Source organism: Mycobacterium sp. HM-7 (assembly GCF_053852335.1).
Genome location: NZ_CM132657.1, coordinates 3,936,439 through 3,953,084, shown reverse-complemented (window position 1 = coordinate 3,953,084; position 16,646 = coordinate 3,936,439). Strand labels below are relative to the sequence as shown.

17 protein-coding genes are annotated in these 16,646 nt (G+C 63.9%); 5 read left to right on the top strand and 12 right to left on the bottom strand.

Annotated features, from left to right (window positions below; translation table 11 throughout):
- Positions 1 to 3: 3 nt before the first annotated feature.
- Positions 4 to 609: a Dabb family protein gene (locus ACWW1C_RS19105; protein ID WP_455984357.1), complete on the bottom strand. Its 606-nt coding sequence runs from the start codon at positions 607 to 609 to the stop codon at positions 4 to 6.
- 483 nt (positions 610 to 1,092) lie between these two features.
- Here ACWW1C_RS19105 and ACWW1C_RS19100 point away from each other — a divergent pair, with 483 nt between their 5' ends.
- Positions 1,093 to 2,316, top strand: a complete 1,224-nt coding sequence (locus ACWW1C_RS19100; protein ID WP_455979848.1) for an NADH:flavin oxidoreductase — start codon at positions 1,093 to 1,095, stop codon at positions 2,314 to 2,316.
- 19 nt (positions 2,317 to 2,335) lie between these two features.
- On the opposite strand, the gene ACWW1C_RS19095 is transcribed toward ACWW1C_RS19100, so the two are convergent.
- Positions 2,336 to 3,163, bottom strand: a complete 828-nt coding sequence (locus ACWW1C_RS19095) for an IclR family transcriptional regulator (protein WP_455984356.1) — start codon at positions 3,161 to 3,163, stop codon at positions 2,336 to 2,338.
- Between the two features lie 320 nt (positions 3,164 to 3,483).
- Between ACWW1C_RS19095 and ACWW1C_RS19090 the strand changes: the two genes are divergently transcribed.
- Positions 3,484 to 3,918, top strand: a complete 435-nt coding sequence (locus ACWW1C_RS19090; protein WP_455984355.1) for a hypothetical protein — start codon at positions 3,484 to 3,486, stop codon at positions 3,916 to 3,918.
- A gap of 7 nt (positions 3,919 to 3,925) precedes the next feature.
- Here the strand turns inward: ACWW1C_RS19090 and ACWW1C_RS19085 are convergent, their stop codons facing one another.
- A complete protein-coding gene (locus ACWW1C_RS19085) occupies positions 3,926 to 4,306 on the bottom strand; it encodes a hypothetical protein (RefSeq protein WP_455979847.1) in 381 nt (126 codons plus the stop codon).
- 205 nt (positions 4,307 to 4,511) lie between these two features.
- On the opposite strand from ACWW1C_RS19085, the gene ACWW1C_RS19080 reads away from it, so the two are divergent.
- Positions 4,512 to 5,351, top strand: a complete 840-nt coding sequence (locus ACWW1C_RS19080) for an IclR family transcriptional regulator (RefSeq protein ID WP_455979846.1) — start codon at positions 4,512 to 4,514, stop codon at positions 5,349 to 5,351.
- Positions 5,348 to 6,271 carry an alpha/beta hydrolase gene (locus ACWW1C_RS19075; protein ID WP_455979845.1) on the top strand — a complete coding sequence of 308 codons (924 nt, stop codon included), beginning with the start codon at positions 5,348 to 5,350 and terminating at the stop codon, positions 6,269 to 6,271. Before ACWW1C_RS19080 ends, ACWW1C_RS19075 begins: the two co-directional genes overlap by 4 nt.
- A gap of 88 nt (positions 6,272 to 6,359) precedes the next feature.
- Here ACWW1C_RS19075 and ACWW1C_RS19070 read toward each other — a convergent pair whose 3' ends face one another.
- The 3 genes from ACWW1C_RS19070 to ACWW1C_RS19060 form a co-directional block, all read right to left on the bottom strand.
- Positions 6,360 to 7,004 (bottom strand): twin-arginine translocation pathway signal, encoded by a 645-nt coding sequence (locus ACWW1C_RS19070; RefSeq protein WP_455979844.1) that lies wholly within the window; start codon positions 7,002 to 7,004, stop codon positions 6,360 to 6,362.
- Positions 7,001 to 7,480, bottom strand: a complete 480-nt coding sequence (locus ACWW1C_RS19065; protein ID WP_455979843.1) for a hypothetical protein — start codon at positions 7,478 to 7,480, stop codon at positions 7,001 to 7,003. The genes ACWW1C_RS19070 and ACWW1C_RS19065 overlap by 4 nt, the downstream gene beginning before the upstream one ends.
- Before the next feature lie 409 nt (positions 7,481 to 7,889).
- Entirely contained in the window at positions 7,890 to 8,318 is a 429-nt protein-coding gene (locus ACWW1C_RS19060; protein ID WP_455979842.1) for a hypothetical protein, read from the bottom strand.
- Between the two features lie 249 nt (positions 8,319 to 8,567).
- On the opposite strand from ACWW1C_RS19060, the gene ACWW1C_RS19055 reads away from it, so the two are divergent.
- Complete coding sequence (locus ACWW1C_RS19055) at positions 8,568 to 9,080, top strand: Rv2253/PknI dimerization domain-containing protein (protein WP_455979841.1); 513 nt, start codon at positions 8,568 to 8,570, stop codon at positions 9,078 to 9,080.
- A 65-nt stretch (positions 9,081 to 9,145) separates the two neighbouring features.
- Here ACWW1C_RS19055 and ACWW1C_RS19050 read toward each other — a convergent pair whose 3' ends face one another.
- Genes ACWW1C_RS19050 through ACWW1C_RS19025 form a run of 6 tightly spaced genes read right to left on the bottom strand, consistent with a single transcriptional unit; the run spans position 9,146 to position 16,637 of the window.
- A complete protein-coding gene (locus ACWW1C_RS19050; protein WP_455979840.1) occupies positions 9,146 to 10,696 on the bottom strand; it encodes an MCE family protein in 1,551 nt (516 codons plus the stop codon).
- Complete coding sequence (locus tag ACWW1C_RS19045; protein WP_455979839.1) at positions 10,696 to 11,877, bottom strand: MCE family protein; 1,182 nt, start codon at positions 11,875 to 11,877, stop codon at positions 10,696 to 10,698. The genes ACWW1C_RS19050 and ACWW1C_RS19045 overlap by 1 nt, the downstream gene beginning before the upstream one ends.
- Entirely contained in the window at positions 11,877 to 13,343 is a 1,467-nt protein-coding gene (locus ACWW1C_RS19040; protein WP_455979838.1) for an MCE family protein, read from the bottom strand. Before ACWW1C_RS19040 ends, ACWW1C_RS19045 begins: the two co-directional genes overlap by 1 nt.
- Complete coding sequence (locus ACWW1C_RS19035; protein ID WP_455979837.1) at positions 13,343 to 14,422, bottom strand: MCE family protein; 1,080 nt, start codon at positions 14,420 to 14,422, stop codon at positions 13,343 to 13,345. The genes ACWW1C_RS19040 and ACWW1C_RS19035 overlap by 1 nt, the downstream gene beginning before the upstream one ends.
- On the bottom strand, positions 14,422 to 15,453 hold the full coding sequence (locus ACWW1C_RS19030; RefSeq protein WP_455979836.1) for an MCE family protein: 1,032 nt from the start codon (positions 15,451 to 15,453) through the stop codon (positions 14,422 to 14,424). Before ACWW1C_RS19030 ends, ACWW1C_RS19035 begins: the two co-directional genes overlap by 1 nt.
- The gene (locus tag ACWW1C_RS19025; RefSeq protein ID WP_455979835.1) at positions 15,450 to 16,637 is read right to left on the bottom strand and encodes an MCE family protein; all 1,188 of its coding nucleotides are present in this window, start codon (positions 16,635 to 16,637) and stop codon (positions 15,450 to 15,452) included. The genes ACWW1C_RS19030 and ACWW1C_RS19025 overlap by 4 nt, the downstream gene beginning before the upstream one ends.
- Positions 16,638 to 16,646: the final 9 nt, after the last annotated feature.

The window sequence follows — 16,646 nt, the reverse complement described above, 5'->3', positions numbered from 1 at the left end:
CTGTCAGCGCAGCACCGGCGTGGTCAGCTCACAGAAGCTGTGGCACAAGCGATCTCGGATGATCACGTCGGTGGTTTCCGGGTCGAACCAGCGATCGACGACCGCCCAATGGATAGGGTGCATCAAGTAGGGCCCCATCAGACCGTCGACGTCGGTGAATTCCTGCTCGAACACGTGCGTCCACGGGCTGGTACCGATGGCGGTGTCGACGCGACTGAGCTGCCACGCGGCGATGGTCGACACATACCGGGGCATCGAAGCCAATTCGCGTTCGAAGTCGGCAACGGTGTTGTCGTCGACGTCGGGATCGACGCGCAGCAGTAGCGCGCGGTAGACGGTGCCACGGCCGGTGCGTGTCGGTGCGCCGCGGTAGGTCGCGCCGTTGACGTGGGTGATCGCGGGATCGGCCAGGGTGCTGTCGAAATTGGCTTGTTGCCACGAGGTCTGGTCTGCGAAACGCAGATGGACCAGGATGTCGCCACCATTGCGTGACCCCGGCAGCGTCGGTTCCACCACGTACGCAGACGCGCCGCTGTCGCGGGCTGCCGCGCGCAGGTTCTCCAGGATGCGTGCGCGGTCGGATTCGTCGACGTCGATCAACCGGGTCACACCAACAGTCGTGCGCTCCTCGGGTCGCTGTGGTTCGAGCTCCACGACATCACCTGCGGGGGAGACGTTCTCAGGAGATGCGGCGACACTCCGGTTGCGTTCGACGATGAGGCCGCCGATGCTGTCCCACCACTGCGCCAGTGCTGGATCCCCGCGGCCCTGCCACGTCATCTGCCACCACGCCTGTGGGCTGGGCAGGGACCAGGTGATGGTGACGACGTTGGTTCGGTCGTCGAACCAGATCGGTGGACTGACCAGGATGTCCCACATGGTCATACCGCGTTCGATGGCGCCGGGTGCGTAGCCGGCGAGGTAGGCGTCGATGAACTTCTGGGCACATCCGGGCGCGGTGACGACCCGGTCGATGACGAACACTTCGTCCATGAGTCGAGGCTATGCGCCGGTGGCGGTCCACGGTTGGTCCGTTCCCGGTTACCGGGAACGGATCTTTGCTCACCGGTGGTGGTCGGCAATGGTGATCCCATGGGCGACAATCTTTTTGAACCTGCGCAGCTGGGGCCGGTGGTACTCCGGAACCGAATCATCAAAGCGGCGACCTCAGAGGGGCGCTCACCCGACGGCGCGGTCACCGAGGACCTGATCGACTTTCACCGTGCCTTCGCCGACGGAGGCGTGGGTATGACGACCGTCGCCTACTGTTGCGTCGCTCCGGAAGCTGCCAGCGCACCCGGACAGATCGTCATGAGCGCGGCCACGTTGCCGGGCCTGCGCCGGTTGACCGATGCCGTGCATGCTGCCGGAGCGGCCATTTCAGCGCAGCTCGGTCACGCTGGAGTGGTGGCACCCAAGAAGCTCACCGGTGTCACCGCGGTGGCGCCGAGCAGATTCGTCAACCCGACGTCTTTCGCCTACTGCCGTGCCATCAGTGTCGAGGAAATCGGCGCAGTCATCAAGCAATTCGGGATGGCCGCGCGAATCGCGGTGGAGGCCGGATTCGACGCGGTCGAACTTCACTTCGGGCACCTGTACCTGCCCAGCTCATTTCTGAGTCCGCTCATCAACCGCCGCAGAGATGGCTACGGTGGGTCGATCGATAATCGGTCTCGCCTGGTTCGCGAGATCGCTCAACACGTACGGCAGGTTGTCGGCGGGCAGGTCGCGGTCATTGCCAAGCTCGACATGGATGACGGTCTGCCCGGCAGCATCTGGATCGACGAGGCGCTGCGCACGGCACAACTCCTCGATGCCGACGCCACCCTCGACGCCATCGAGCTGACCCAGGGTTCCTCGGTGTACAAGCCGATGTATCTGTTCCGCGGCGATGTGCCGGCCAAGGAATTTTCGAAAGTGATGCCGGCGGCCCTGCGTCCCGCGATCCGGCTGTTCGGCAAGCAGGCGATGGGAATGTACCCCTACCGGGACTTGTACATGCTGGACGCCGCCCGCCAATTCGTCCCGCTCATGAAGAACACCAAACTCGTTCTGTTGGGCGGCATTACGAGCCGCGAACACATCGAGACGGGTATGCGAGAAGGGTTTGACTTCTTCGCCATGGGGCGAGCGCTGCTTCGGGAACCGGACCGCGTGAACACCATGATCGCGGAGCCGGATTCACACAGCCGGTGCACCCACAACAACAAGTGCATGGTGACGGTGTTCGGGCGGACCCACTGCGTCCTGGATCCGGAGCAACGCTACGGAAGTGCCCTCAAGCTCGCTGACGACCGGCGACCAGCCGCGAATTGACGGGCCGCGTGGACCGCACCTACCCTCGCGGCCAGGAGCTCGGCGGTCCAACTCGGCGCAGTGTGCGGTGGGTGACCACCGCTTTCGAGCTGGCCTGATGCGGCCCGAATTCGATGTTCCGCCAGATGCGAGACGCGGTGATCCGCACCGGCGCGGCGAGTCGCTGATCGAGCGTGATCCGGTCGATCGGGCCGCACACAGATACGGCCGCGAGCGGCTGACCCGGCAGTCCGATGGCCGCCGCCACACAGCCGATCCCCAGCAGTGATTCCTCCCGGTCGAATGCCACACCACGTTCGCGGGTCTTGGTCAGTTCGGCGGCCAACTGCTGGGCGCCGGTGATCGAAAAGCGAGTTTGGCGTGCACTGAAATCGATTTCTGTGCAGTCGCTTTCGGCAAGAATCGCCTTCCCCAGCGCGGTACAGTGCGCAGGTACCCGATTGCCGACCGAGGTATGGACGAGGTCGGACATTTGATCGCCCATTCTCTCGAGACAGATGACGTCGGAGCCGTCGATGACAGCCAGATGTACCACCAACCCTGTGGCCCGCTGCAGACTGCGCAGCAGAGGAAGTGCGGCCTGATGAATGCGGCCCTGATGCAGGGCCAGCGACCCCAGCTCGACCAAGCGGGTCCCCAGCTCGTAGTCGAAACCTTCCCGCCGAAGCCAGCGCAGGTGCACGAGTCGCTCGAGCATGCGGTGCACAGATGAGCGCGGAAGACCGGTGCGGTGCACGATCTGCACCATCGTCAGCGGTGTCTTGCCGTCAAAGGCATCCAGCACCAGCGACATCCGATCAATGGCGGCGATCGGCGTGTCGCCGTGGTTCACGACTGTCGTTGTCATGAGACGCTCCCAAAGGTCAATAGTCAAAAAAGGACTATGACTATTGTTACCATACGATGTGTGCGCTGTCACACCATGGTTTTGCGGTCGGTAGTCGCTTCGGAGCGGGTGTCCGGGCCGGTGAGCGTCCGGCCGGCTCGAGCGCTGTCTGCACGGCCTCGAGGGATGGGTGCCGGGAATGCCCGCTCAGCGGATATTCGTCACATCCTTGGGCCGGCGCCTCGTAACTTCTTGCTGGTGAACGGATCACAGCTACTTCGGGCGGTGTTGTCGCGCTCGCGGTGGCAGGCGAACCGGCAGGTACGGCGGCGAGGGTGGGTATGAAATCAATCGTCTCGGCCATTGCGTTGCTCGCCACCACATTGGTGTCGATGCCGCTGGCGCAAGCGGATATCCGCCACGGGAACTTCGAACTGAGAATGTCTGGCCGGCCGGACTTTCACACCTGGCTGTGGGCACTGTCGAGTTGCCGGGGCGATTGTGTCCATGTCCAGGCGATTCCGCAACCGGTGGCAAAGGCATTTGCCTACCAGGGCGACGCGCAGATGTACGGCGGACGTTTCACGCTCACCGTTGATGTTCCGGATGGATTACGTTGTGGGGACATCTATTACGGCCCGGTGATTCCGACCCGGGACACCTACTCGTGGGATGTGAACACGATGTCCGGGACGCTGTCGTCATCGTTCGCCACCGGCTGCGACGGCTCGCCCGCCGGGACTTCGATCTACCCGTTCGACCTCATTCAGCTGTAGTTGACCGTCACTGGTCACCGGATACCCAGCTGGTGGTGCCGTCGACGGCCACGCAGCTCAGAAACACCCCGTCGGGACTTTGGGCTACGTCGTTCACGAATTGAGGGCAGCGTGAGCCCTCGATCTTGATGCCCCGCATCGGCGGCGAACGAAAATAGCGCGGTTCATATCGCCGCGGAGAACCGCAGAATACGAGCCGTCCCCATGAGGTGGTGCCGAAGACGAAGTGAGAGGTGTCGTCGCACGGGGCCCCCAGCACGACTCCGGCGGAGATACCGGGTGTGCAGTAGGCATCCTCGCACGAGGCGGGAGCGTCAGCGGCCGCCACGGGCGCCGGGTCAAAGGTGAGTGCGCCGACGGCGATGGCCAGCAGCAGTTGCTTGCGCATTGGGCTCCCGAGGTCGTTGATGATTGTCGGATTCAGCTCTACCGAGTGCAGGGAACCCGGCGATACGTGGCCGACCGGTGAGCGGAACCTGCCGCGGCGGCGAGGTAGCGGACCGCAGAGCGTATGTGACAGCGACCACAGCATATGGTAAAAAAAGCACTATTCCTATTATGACTATCGTCTGTGACGAGCCTGGAGGGTTTCGATGACGCTGACCGCCGATGTGGCCGCCGAGACGCCGAGTAACGTAATCGATCGGGTTTCCCTGGTACTGGAAGCGTTCGATGGGTCGGGCAGTCTCACCTTGGCACAGATCGTTCGTCGTACGGGGCTGCCGCGTTCGTCTGCGCACCGTATGCTCGAGCGCCTGGTGAACTTGCGCTGGCTGAGCCGCGACGGGTTCGATTACGAGCTTGGCGTGCGCCTGGTCGAGTTGGGAAACCTTGCGCTTCAACAGGATCGAATCCACCAAGCTGCCATCCCGCTCTTGCGCGACCTCCACCGGGTCACCGGACTTGTGGTGCACCTCGCGATCCTCGACGGCGCTGATGTCGTATACCTGGAGAAGATCGGCGACGAGGTGGGGGCCGCGATCCCGACGCGCGTAGGCGGGCGTCAACCGGCGCAATGTACTGCCGTCGGCAAGGCGATCCTGGCCTATCACAACTCTGCTCTCGTTGACCTTGCGAATCGGCGAACGCGGTACTCAGTGGCCACGCGTGCTCAGCTCGCCGGTGAACTGGACCGAGTCCGGGCCCACGGTGTAGCCACCGAGCGGGAAGAGTCGCTTCGTGGATTCGGTTGCGTCGCGGCACCGATCGGGCCCGTCGGCGAAGCCGTCGCCGCGGTATCGGTGTGCGGTCCGATGACGCGGATGACGTTCGACCGGAGGTTGGTCACGCCGGTGCGGATGACTGCGACGGCCATCTGGCGCAATGCCGAAAGCGTCCGGGAACATGCGAGGCCTACGCTCCTGCGCCCCCTGCGCGGCGGTATTGCGGCGCAAAATGTGCAGCTCCGCACTTCGGCGATACGGCCCGCATGAGCCTCGACCCGCAAGTGGCCAGCCTGATCGAGGCGCTCGACACCGGATTTCCCAAAGTGTCCACGATGACCGGTGCGCAGGCCAGGGCCGCGATTCGAGCACGATTCGTGCCGAATCCGGATCCCGAGCCGGTAGCCATCGTCCGAGACGCTCGGGTGTCCGTCGAAGGCGGCCTCGTGGACATCCGGATATACCGGCCGGAAGCGCCGGGACTGCTGCCGGTTCTGGTGTATGCGCACGGTGGGGGATTCGTCTTCTGCGATCTGGACAGCCACGACGGACTGTGCCGCAATCTGGCGAATCTCATTCCAGCGGTCGTTGTTTCGGTCGCATACCGACTGGCTCCGGAGCACCGGTGGCCCACGGCTGCGGAGGATGTGTATGCGGTGACCCGCTGGGTGTCCGAACACGCGGGTGACTTCGGTGCCGATGCGCAACGAGTTGCGATCGGGGGCGACAGCGCGGGTGGGAATCTGGCTGCCGTGGCCGCATTGATGGCGCGTGATCGTGGCGAGCTGCCCATTGCCGCGCAGATGCTGCTGTACCCGGTGATCGCCGCCAAATTCGACACCGAGTCCTACCATCGATTCGGGGCGGGCTACTACAACCCGCGCGAAGCGCTGCAATGGTATTGGGATCAATACGTTCCGGGGCCGAGTGATCGCAGCAATCCGTATGCGTCGCCGTTGTCAGGTCGTCTCGAAGGTTTGCCTCCGGCGGTCATGGTGGTCGCCGGTTGTGACCCACTCAAAGACGAGGGCCTGGCGTATGCCGATGCGTTGCGGGATGCGGGTGCGACCGTTCAGCAATTGTTCTTCGCCGGCGGCATACATGGCTTCATGACGATGCCCATGTTCGATATCGCGCATGCCGCCCGCCGGCAGGCAAGCCGCGCGCTGGCCGAGTTGCTTCATCAGTAGCGACGTCAGCGCACAGAACCGGGCGCACTCCTGATGGGTGCGCCCGGGCCTGTGCGTTCTGAACGGCTATTCCGCTTGCTGATGCCGACTAGAGCGGGTCAAATGACGAAATCCGCCACGCCCCAGCGATTTTGGTGAGCCCGACGTTCACGCTGCTGGCCGACTGCGTCGGCTCAGGGCTCTCGCGACTGGTGGTGGTTTGGTTCAGGAAGATCAGCACGTGTGCGTTGTCTGCATGTGCCTCGATTGTGGCGGCACGGATGACCGATGCGACGGCGTGAATGTCTTTCTGTTTGGCAGCAGGCGCGACGAACTGGTCGGCGAACTGGCTGTAGTACGTCAGGAAGCCGCCGGTGAGATGCGAGCGCGCGGCAGCCAGGTCGTGATCCAAAGTTGCAGGCGCATAGGACAGTAACGCCACGGCGCCTTCGGACGCGGCTTTGGCAACCTGGGTTGCGGCCTCGGCGCTGGCGCGGTCGCTGCGATATGTGGTGAAGTACATCGCGCCTGCGGTGCCGGCGCACGCCAGCACGAGGCTCGTGGCGGCGATGGGCCGCCACCGGCCCGTAAGCCGCCGGGTCAGTCGCGTCGAGCGGACGGGGTTTGACGTGGTTTGCTCCGATGCGTCGGCCTGTTCCTCGTCAGCGACCGAGCACGCGTCGCCGGGCTGATCACTGTCGACGTCCCCGGAGATGGCGTCGTGATTGGGGGGCGCTGCGGTGTCTGCGGTCATGGCACGAACTCGACTTTCGACATCTTGAGCTGCGCTCCGTCTCTGATCATGGTGACGCTCAAGCGCCAGTTGCGTGGCTGTTGGTTGGTCCCCGCGGTATTGCTCACCGTCGTCGCGGCGGTTACCAGCACCACAGCAGAATCCGGCGTCATCGATTCCACGGCCGCGCTGCGGACCGTGGCCTTTGTTGCCGCTTTGGACTCGCGCGCGACCTGGGCGAAATCCTTTGCATCGGCTTGGAAATCGTCACGGAATTGTCCGGCGGAGTTGGCGATGATCTGCTTGACGTTGTCCTCTGCTTTGGTGCCGTCGATCGACATCAGTGTGACGACAGCCTGCGATGCGGAGGCCGCGTACTCTGCTTTCCGTTGCAGCTCGCTGTCGAACTGGCGGTGATAGTGGAGCATGTAGCCGATCGCCGCAAGCAGTGCGGCGCTTGCGAGGACAGCGGTGGCGGCGGCCAGCGTCGTGGTCAACTTTGGGCGACGGAGCCGCCCTCGCTTCGACGAAGGCTCTTGGGCGACGCCGGTTTCGGCGACAGCTAGATCGGCTGTCTGCGCGCGAAGCCCGTCGACTCGGGCGCGCGCTGCTGCGGCCAGTTCCTCAGCGGCGAGCGCTTCGGCCTCCGCCTCGTTGATCAGCGCCGGGTCGAAAGCCCGCGCCCGGTCGGCATCCTCAGCCGTGTCTGGTGCGTTCACCTGTGTCGCGGCATCAGAGCGGCTGAGTAACCGCATGATCCACCTCCGGTTTCTGCTGGTCTTGCGTGCTGCTGCTCATTGGCGCCATTCCCGTTCGGACGATGATCTTTTTCGACGCTAATCTCGCCGAGATTCGAATGGTGCAGGATTCCCGCCCAGCGGTTGACGGCTGTGGCTGCTCGATGAGTCACCAATTTCGCAGTGAGCACAGAGCACCGCTGGGGCCCGCAGAGCGGCTGACGACCCGGCCATCGACGGTGAGTGTGCAGCGCAGCGTCTGGCCGAGTTGTGACGGCCGGCCCGCCGTGGTGACGGTGACCATCGCCCACCGGTCGGGGTCGTCAAGGGTGGCTTCGTGAACCCACGGTCTTCCCGGTTCGAGATGGATGTCGTCTCTCGGGCTGAATTCATAAGGGTTGTGGCTGTATTCGGCCCAAGTGGGCGGTTGGGCGTCGCGGAAGTAGATGCCTGCATCGGTGGATAGATCGGCGGTGACGGTGTACGTCACGTGATGCGGCGCCGAGTCGTTGTCTGCGGATGCGGACGGAGCGGTAGCTGTACCGAAGGAGATCGCCAATACGGCGCCTGCCGCTGCCCGGCATGGTGCTCGATGCATCGCAGATGTCCTCCTCGCGGTGGCCGATCATCGATCGAAGATCCGAACTCAACGGTGACACACCGCCGACCCGCCCAGGGGTCGATGACCGCCTGGCGGGATTTTGCCTGTCGTCGAACGGGGAAAGTTGGACAGTGGTAGCTGTTCCGATTGTGCGGCAGCATCTTTCGATAAACCGAAGTGGTCGGACTCGCGCCGCCGGTGTCCACCAGCGCGCGTCAAAACGGGCTCATGTAAAAGGAGCGGGTCATGCAGATATCAACAACGTCGATCGCTGCAACGGCGGCGACCGTCGGGCTGCTGACCGGGTGGGATTGCGGTGTCGCCGTCGCATCGAACGGCTGGGGTCTCAATGGCACCTATGTCGCGACGTCCAACGGTGAGTGGGCGAAAACCAACGACATCTATCACGACGAGGCGAGCATCCGCAGCACGTGGACCATCACGACCAGGTGCAGCTACCCGACCGAATGCACCGGCACCGTGGCGACCGATTGGGGATGGACCGCGCCCATCTACATGAAAAGCGGTGTGTGGTACGTCAAGAAGACAGTGGACAACTGGCAACCGTGCGCAGATGGCAGCGCGGGTCCGGGACTTCAGGTGTTCAGGTTCTACCCGGCCACCGCTGATGGAGCCGCCGCAGATCCGGCGTCGTCGACACTGATGGGTGAGGACTCGACCACCGGCGTCAGTGGCTCATGCGGAAGCAGCAGGGTCGTCTTCATCACCATGCCCTTCAAGCTGGTCAAGGCCGTCTGACCCGGGTGCCTACTGTTTGGGGGCCGGCACATTCTGCGAATGTGCCGGCCCCAACGTCATTCACGTCAAGCCGTGAACAGGTCCCGCCACGTTCGCTCTCCGCTCTGCGGAGCCAGATCCTTCTGGCGGTAGACCTTTCCATCGGGACCCGCGTAGCGGCCGGTGGCGGGGTCATACGTGGCTATGGCGACCGACGGTCCCTTCGAAGTATCGGGGACGAAGGCGCTCGGAGCCACCGGCGTGGGCGTGGCATCACCCGGGGGAGTGTCCGGTGAGGGCTCGCCGGCCGGCGGCTGACCGGTTGCCGGCCTCGGCGTTCCGTTGAGTGGTCCGTAGATGGTGCTGTCGTGGTCGACCCGAGAATCCGGCGGGATCCCCTGGGCGAGCAGGTTCGGGTCGATCGGGTAGGGACCCAGGGCGTGCTGACGCATCGCCAGCGGCTCGAAAGGCTGCTCGCTGTCGCAGATTTCAACAGTGGGAGCACGTTTTCCGGGGTTCCCCATACATGGATAGTTTCGTGCCCCACGCACACCGATCGGCGAATCCTGCGGCAGCTTGCAGTACAAACCGTCGGGCGTGTCGATATCACTGGTGTCTTCCGGTGAGCGCCACGACGACGGTGGCAGGAAGCCGACGGTGCAGGCCGGCGGATCGCTGATGTTCAGGGTGAAATCACCCATCGCCATGCCCGTCGGGTTGTTCTTGGGTGCGCCGTAGGACTGGGTGGATGCCACTGTCGGTGGCAGCAGCACCAACAGTTGTTCGAGCGACGGGTGGTAGGTCACCGCCACCTGGCCGAGGCTTGCCAGGTTGGCCAAGAGCATCGGCAGAGTGGGCTTTACTTGGTTGAACAGGCGGGAGCCCTCGTCCGCGGCGCCCGGCCCGTCTTTGAGGAGCGTCCTGACTTGGGGGTCGTTCTGTACGAGTTGCCGGGTGATTCCCGCGACGCTGTGGGCCCACGTCCGGATGGCATCGACGGATTGGGATTGGCCGTCGAGCAAGGGCCTGCTGTCGTCGATGAGTGCTCGAGACTGATCGCTGACGCTGTTGGCGTCGGCGATCAATTTCGATGAGGAATCCAACAGGGACCCGGCATCGTAACCAGAGCCGTTGAACGCCTTGAATGTTTCGTCGAGGAGCGGACTGATCTTGTCTTTCGGGATGCTGTTGATGAGCGCGCTGGCTTGATCGAGCATTGGTCCGACGGCCTGGGGGATCGACGTTTTCGACGCCGGGATGACCGCGCCGTCGTGCAGGTACGGTCCGACTTCGCTATGGGGTTGCAGGTCGACATACTGCTCGCCGACGGCGGACACGCTCAGGACCGCAGCGTGCAGGTCTGTGGGGATCTTGGAGGCTTGGTCCAATGACAGGGTGGCGACGGCACCGTCACGCGTGGGTCGGACGTCGGTCACCTTGCCGATCTGCACACCGCGGTAGGTGACATTGGAGAACCGGTACAGCCCACCGGTGGCCGGCAGCTGCAGGCTGACCGTCATGCGCCCGAGTCCCAGGAGTGTGGGCGCCTGTAGGTAGACGACGACCATCACTGTCATGCCGATGATCGAGGCGGCCGCGAAGAGGGCGAGCTGGATGCGTACGAAACGGGTGAGCATCAGTTGGTGCCTCCGTTCGGATTCGATGGCCCGGCGGGAGCCGGAGCCGGCAGCGTTGCAACGGCTTTCGGCGGCGCGGTCAGCATCGTGCCCAGTGGATCCTTGGTGTAGTTGGCGTACCAGGGGTCGCCGGGAGCGGGAACCAACGGGGCTCCTTCCTGTCCCCAGCGGGTGCCCAGTAGAAGTCCTCGCTTGAGCCGGGGGATCGTGAAATCGAAGGTGATGAATTCGTTGAGGTAGTCGCCGCGGATGCCGCGGTCGATGAAGTTCTGCGGGTAGGGGTACGTCGGCGCGAACGCCAGGACGGTACCCAGATTGGGCCCGACGTCGGCCAGGGCGCGGAGGGTCGGTTCCAGGTTGCGCAGGTTGGTGACCAAGTCGTCTTGAGTGGCGTTGATCAGCTTGGTGGCGGTAGTGCTGAACACACCGAACTTCTCCATGGCTGTTGTGATGCGGGGCTGTTCTTTGATCAGGACATCCAGCGCGGGCGGGATTCGTTGCAGGGCTTGGGTGATTACGTCGCTCTGGCCTGCCATGGTCCCGGCCAGCCGAGTGAGCGCGGTGATGGAGGCATTGATGTCGTCTCGCTGATCGGCGAAGATGCCGACCACGTTGTTGAGTCGGGTGAGCAGGTCGCGGATCTGGCCTTGCCTACCGTTCAGCGCGTTGTTGGTCTCGGTGACCAGTTCGCCGATCCGGCCGAGCCCGCCGCCGTTGACGAGGACCGATAGCGAGGACAACGTCTGCTCCGTTGATGGGTATGTCGACGTCCGGTTCAGCTCCAGGGTGGTGCCTGGGGAGAGTCGTCCCGATGGCGCCTGTCCCGGTGGTGGATCCAGCGCCAGGTGCATGGAGCCGAGCAGGCTGGTTTGCCCAACCGTGGCAACCGCGTTCGCGGGGACGACGGTGCCAGGTTTGACCGACACCTCGACGTCGGCATGCATGTTGCGCACCGCCATCTTGGACACGCTGCCCACGATGACGTCGCTGATCATGACCGGCGAATTCGCCTCCAGCGTGCCGACATTGGCGAGCTCCACATGATAAGTCGTGACGTCGGCGCCACGTCCCACCGTGCCGGGCAGCGGCAACGAGTTCAGTCCGTGGAACGCACAGCCGGTGACCGATACCAGGGAACAGGCTGCTATCGCGGCCAGGCGGGTCAGGGCCCGTCGGGTCATCACGGCGTGCCTCCCGAGTTCGGTGCCGCGCCCGCCGGTGCGGCTTCTGCCGGAAGGAGCAGGTCCCGCACAGTGGGTGTCTGTGGCGAGGACACAGTGCCGGCCGAGGGTTGGGGGATCGGCGCCCCGGGGAACAACGCGGGTGCGGGATCTGCCGGTAATCCGTTGGGCACGTAGGCCCCCGGGGGGCCCGGCGGTGCGCCCCACCCGGCGGGAGGGGTGACGTCGTTGGTACCGGTGTAGGCCGACACCGCCGGGGGCTCAGGTTGAGGCGCGGTGCCTGGACCGCCGCCTCCGGGAGCGAGTTTGGGGTCGGTGTACACCAGATTCTCCGGGCTCGGCGCCTTGCGCAGATAGACATTCGTCGGCAGCGGCAGATAATTGAAGTTGATCAGAGACAGTGCCGGGCCGAGATACTGCGCGCACAACTTCGACGATTCTGCCGCGGTGGCATTCTTGACCGCCGCGATCGCCGAGCACACGACCGACACCGGATCGGCGAAGTTCGACATTGCGAAAGCGCCGACGGCCGTACCACTATCAGGGTTGTAGATGTTGTAGCCGTTGGCGATGGCGTTGGGCGCCACGTGCAGCACATTCTCCAGCTTGAGCTTGTTGTCGACGAGGTTCTGCGTCACGTTCGCCAACCGCTGCAGCTGTTCGACGGTCTGATCGCGGGTACCCGCGACGAAGCGCCGAACCTCGCCGACAGCCGAAGCCAGGTTGGTCAGCGCGGCGTCGAGATCGGACCGCGCGCCGTCGACGACGCTCGTGACACTCGCGAGGCGGTTCTGGAACTCGACGATCTGGGTGTTGCTGTCGCGCAGTGCGGTGACGAAAGTCTGCAGATTCTTGATGATCTCGACGACATTGCCGCTGCCGTGCGCGAGTATGCGTCCGATCCCCGAAAGTTGGCTGATCGCTTGGTGGAGCTTCTCGCCATTGCCATCCATCGCGATTGCGGCGCTGTCGATGAAACGGCTCAGCGACGTGGCAGAGGAACCACTGACCGGCCCCAAATCGGTGGCCAACCGCATGAGTTGGTCTTTGACCTGGTCCCATTCCACGGGCACCGCGGTCCGGTCAACGCCCAGCTGTCCACCGTCGGCCATTGTCGGACCGGCATCCTCGTACGCGGGCGCCAACTGCACATATCGGGCGGCCACCAAGTTCTGCGCCATGATGATGGCCTTCGCATCTGCTCGGATCGGCACCCCGTGATCGATCGCAAGCGTCAGCCGGGCTTGGCTGCCGGCAGGTTCGATGCTGGTGATCGTTCCCACTTTGACGCCGGCGACGCGGACTTCGTCGCCGGGATAAATCGCTGTTGCGGACGTGAAGTACGCGGTGATGGTGGTGGGACGGAAGACGTTCTGCCGCACGAGAAGCACTCCGGCGGCGAGCGCCAGGACCACCAGTACGGCCGCTGCGATGCGGGTCAAGGGTTCGCGATGGCGAGTGATCATCAGTGGCCTCCGGGAATACCGTTGTGGGGCCAGGGGAACTCGGCGCGCGGGCCGGCGTTGTCAGCGGGCTGGCCGGCGTTGGTGCCGCGACGGAATCCGAAGGCGTAGTCGAGGAACGGTTGGATGGTCTGTGAGGGGATGAGGTTGCCGACGAAGGCGTTGTAGTACCAGCCGTTGTTCACCGATTCGCCCTGTGTAACTTGATATTTGGCCAGCCCGGCGAGGGCCTTGGCGATGTTGTCGCGGTTCTTTTCCAGAATCGCGGTGACGGAGTTGACCTTCTGCAGGGTCGGGGCGAGGTCCTTTTCGTTGTCGTGGACGAGCCCAGAGAGTTGCCGGGAAAGCGCAGAAGTGTTGGCCAGCAGATCGACGATCGCGTGGCGTCGTTGGTCGAGCACGCCGGTCAGGGCGTTGGCGTCGAGCAGCAGCGTGTTCACCTGGTTGCTGCGTTGCGCCAGAATGCCCGTCACGTCGGCCGCGTTCTTGAGCAGCGAGGCCAGGGACTCGTTGCGGCTGTTGAGCGTTCGCGACAGGCGAGTGAGTCCATCGAATGTCGGTCCCAGCTGCGGGGCCATGCGGTCGATGGTTTCCGAAAGCGTGTCGAGCGAATGGGTGAGTGCCGCGGTGTCGGTGCCGGCGGTGTTGTTGGTGAAGTCGCTGACGGCGTCGGTCAATGAGTACGGAGACCCGGTGCGGTTGAGCGGGATGGTGTCCGCGGGGCGCAAGCTGCCGGTCCCTGCGGGTTCCAGCGTCATCATCCGGGCACCGAGGACGGTGCCGGTCCTGATGTGGGCGGTGGTCTGTGTGCCCAGAGCAACTGTGCCATCGAGAGTGAACGTCACGAGAGCTTTGCCGTGGCTGAGGGTGACCGCGCTCACGGTGCCCTTGGTCACGCCAGAGACCTTGACGTCGTTCCCCGGGGAGAGTCCGCCGGCGTCGGCGAACACCGCGTGGTATCTGATGGACGTGGCCCACGACCAGAGTTTCTGCGGCTGAAGGCCGACGGCGATGACGAGGATGATCAGCACCAAACCGATGAGCCCGGTGCGCATCAGTGGTGATCCGCGATATTTCAGCATCAGGGCTCCCCGCAGCGTCCGGTGTTCTGCATGATCCACGGGAAGTACGCGGTGCGGCCCTGCAGATCCGTCACACGGACGTTCATGCCGCACAGATACTGGTTGATGAAGCTGCCGTACGCACCGAGACGGACAAGCTTCCGGTAGTTGGCGGGCGCTTTCTGCAGCGCGAGATCCATGCGGGCCTTGTCTTTGTCGTTGTCCAGCAATGTCGCCATTCGGTTGAGCTGGTTCACCGTTCCGGCGAGAGGTGGGCGGACCTGGGTCATGAGTTGCGACAGCGAACCCGTTCCGTTGTCCAGGGCGGTGATTGCCTCCCCGATCGGATCACGCTCCTGAGACAGCCCGGTGATCAGCTGTTGCAGGCGCGTGACGGCGCCAGAGAATTTGTCGCCGTCCTTGGCGACCGTCGCTACGACGGAGTTCAGATTGTCGACCAACTGCTGAACCGTCTGCCCGTTGTCGGCCAGTGCGGTCGTGAATGAAGTCGTTTGAGCCATGAGCGATTCCATGGTTCCGCCCTGGCCCTGCAGAATCTGGATCAGGGAGTTGGTCAGCGCGTTGACGTTCTGGGCGTTGAGTCCCTGGATGACCGGTTTCAGCCCGCCCAGTAGCAGGTCGAGGTCCAAGGCGGGTTCCGTGCGGTCGGCCGGAATCTGCGTGCCACCCTGCTGGATTTTCGTCGACCCAGGGTTGCCCACGAGTTCCAGGTAGCGATTGCCCACCAGATCGAGGTAGCGCACAACGACTTTGGTGCCGGTGGTCAGTACGACGTCGCGATCGGCGTCGAAGCCTACGACCACCGTGTTGTCGGGCCGCAGCGCGATGTCGTCGACCGTTCCGACCCGGATTCCCGCGACTCGTACGGAGTCACCGACTTTGAGGCTGGAGGCGTCGGTGAACACGGCTGAGTAGCTGTTTGTCGAGCCTGTTCGATACTGGCCGAGGATCGCGAACAGCGCTGCGGTCACCAGGAGCATCGTGATGCCGAAGGCGCCGAACTTCAGAGCGGTCGAGTTGTGGCGCGTCATCCGGGTTGCCCTGTCTGAGCAGTGTTGCGAGGCGGTCCGTCGAGCGGGCCGAACAGGGCTTGTTTGAGGGCGTCGGAGTTCAACAGGATCCCTTGATTTCCGTACTGTGCCGGGTTGGCGTTGATGTCGGTGACCACGAACGGCGGCCGCTCCCCGAAACCCACGTTGGGCAGGCCCATGCATTGGGGACCGCCCGACGCGGCGACTTTCGGCAGATTGCCGGGGTAGCGGTAGCGCTCTGTGCCGAGCAGGAACGAGTCCAGCAGCATGATTCCGGGCAACGGTTGGGGCGGTCCCATGGCAAGTGGCTCCATGCCCTTCAGTGCGCAGGTGAGCGCTTGGTTGTATTGATTTGTCAGATTGGTGGTGGGCACCAGTACGTGCATGGCATCGACGATCGCGTTGCTGTTGGTGCTGACGACGTCATTGCCGATGTCTGCCAATCCGATAGCGCTCAGCAGTACTGTGTCGAGGTCGTGTTGGCGTTCGACGATGGTGTCACTGAGCTGGGATGCATTGCCCGCCGCGCTCATCAGATCGGGGCCGGCGTCCGCGTATGCGTTGAGTACCTTTGGGGCCGTGGCGATTTCCCGGCTCATGTTCCGGAGGCTGGGATCGATCTTGGTGAGCATGGCGTCGAGATCGACCATGGTCTGGCCCAGTTCGTCGCCGCGGCCGCCCAGCGACTGCGCCATGGCGCCGAGTGTTTCGTTCAGCTTTTCTGGCTGGACCTGGGACAGCACGTCCACCAGATGCTCGAACACGGTGTTGATCTCGACGGTGACGTGGCCGGCATCGAGCACCTGTCCCGCGTGCAGCGGCTGGGCAGCTGGTTCCTCCGGCGGGACGAGGTCGACGTACTTTGCGCCGAACACCGTGCTCGACACGATCTGCACCCCGGTATTCGCCGGAATCAGCTGCAAATAGTCAGGATTCATCGCCAGATGGATGGCGGCGCTTCCGTCTGGCAGATCGTCGATGGCGGCTACCTTGCCCACTTGGGCGCCATGCAGTTTCACCTTGGCGTCGGGATTCATGATCAGGCCCACGCGTGGCGACAGCACCGTCACGGATGCAGTGCTTGTCGCACCACCGCGGAACAACACAACGGCGCCGACGACGAGGGCGGTGGCCAGGCCCATCGCAGCAAAGCCGGTGAGCAAACGTACTGAGTCACGTGACATTCGATGCCT

Excerpts from the sequence above, each read along its gene's own strand:
- ACWW1C_RS19100 (WP_455979848.1), top strand. The coding sequence starts at position 1,093 with ATGGGCGACAATCTTTTTGAACCTGCGCAGCTGGGGCCGGTGGTACTC.
- ACWW1C_RS19095 (WP_455984356.1), bottom strand. The coding sequence starts at position 3,163 with ATGACAACGACAGTCGTGAACCACGGCGACACGCCGATCGCCGCCATT.
- ACWW1C_RS19090 (WP_455984355.1), top strand. The coding sequence starts at position 3,484 with ATGAAATCAATCGTCTCGGCCATTGCGTTGCTCGCCACCACATTGGTG.
- ACWW1C_RS19085 (WP_455979847.1), bottom strand. The coding sequence starts at position 4,306 with ATGCGCAAGCAACTGCTGCTGGCCATCGCCGTCGGCGCACTCACCTTT.
- ACWW1C_RS19080 (WP_455979846.1), top strand. The coding sequence starts at position 4,512 with ATGACGCTGACCGCCGATGTGGCCGCCGAGACGCCGAGTAACGTAATC.
- ACWW1C_RS19075 (WP_455979845.1), top strand. The coding sequence starts at position 5,348 with ATGAGCCTCGACCCGCAAGTGGCCAGCCTGATCGAGGCGCTCGACACC.
- ACWW1C_RS19070 (WP_455979844.1), bottom strand. The coding sequence starts at position 7,004 with ATGACCGCAGACACCGCAGCGCCCCCCAATCACGACGCCATCTCCGGG.
- ACWW1C_RS19060 (WP_455979842.1), bottom strand. The coding sequence starts at position 8,318 with ATGCATCGAGCACCATGCCGGGCAGCGGCAGGCGCCGTATTGGCGATC.
- ACWW1C_RS19055 (WP_455979841.1), top strand. The coding sequence starts at position 8,568 with ATGCAGATATCAACAACGTCGATCGCTGCAACGGCGGCGACCGTCGGG.
- ACWW1C_RS19050 (WP_455979840.1), bottom strand. The coding sequence starts at position 10,696 with ATGCTCACCCGTTTCGTACGCATCCAGCTCGCCCTCTTCGCGGCCGCC.
- ACWW1C_RS19045 (WP_455979839.1), bottom strand. The coding sequence starts at position 11,877 with ATGACCCGACGGGCCCTGACCCGCCTGGCCGCGATAGCAGCCTGTTCC.
- ACWW1C_RS19040 (WP_455979838.1), bottom strand. The coding sequence starts at position 13,343 with ATGATCACTCGCCATCGCGAACCCTTGACCCGCATCGCAGCGGCCGTA.
- ACWW1C_RS19035 (WP_455979837.1), bottom strand. The coding sequence starts at position 14,422 with ATGCTGAAATATCGCGGATCACCACTGATGCGCACCGGGCTCATCGGT.
- ACWW1C_RS19030 (WP_455979836.1), bottom strand. The coding sequence starts at position 15,453 with ATGACGCGCCACAACTCGACCGCTCTGAAGTTCGGCGCCTTCGGCATC.
- ACWW1C_RS19025 (WP_455979835.1), bottom strand. The coding sequence starts at position 16,637 with ATGTCACGTGACTCAGTACGTTTGCTCACCGGCTTTGCTGCGATGGGC.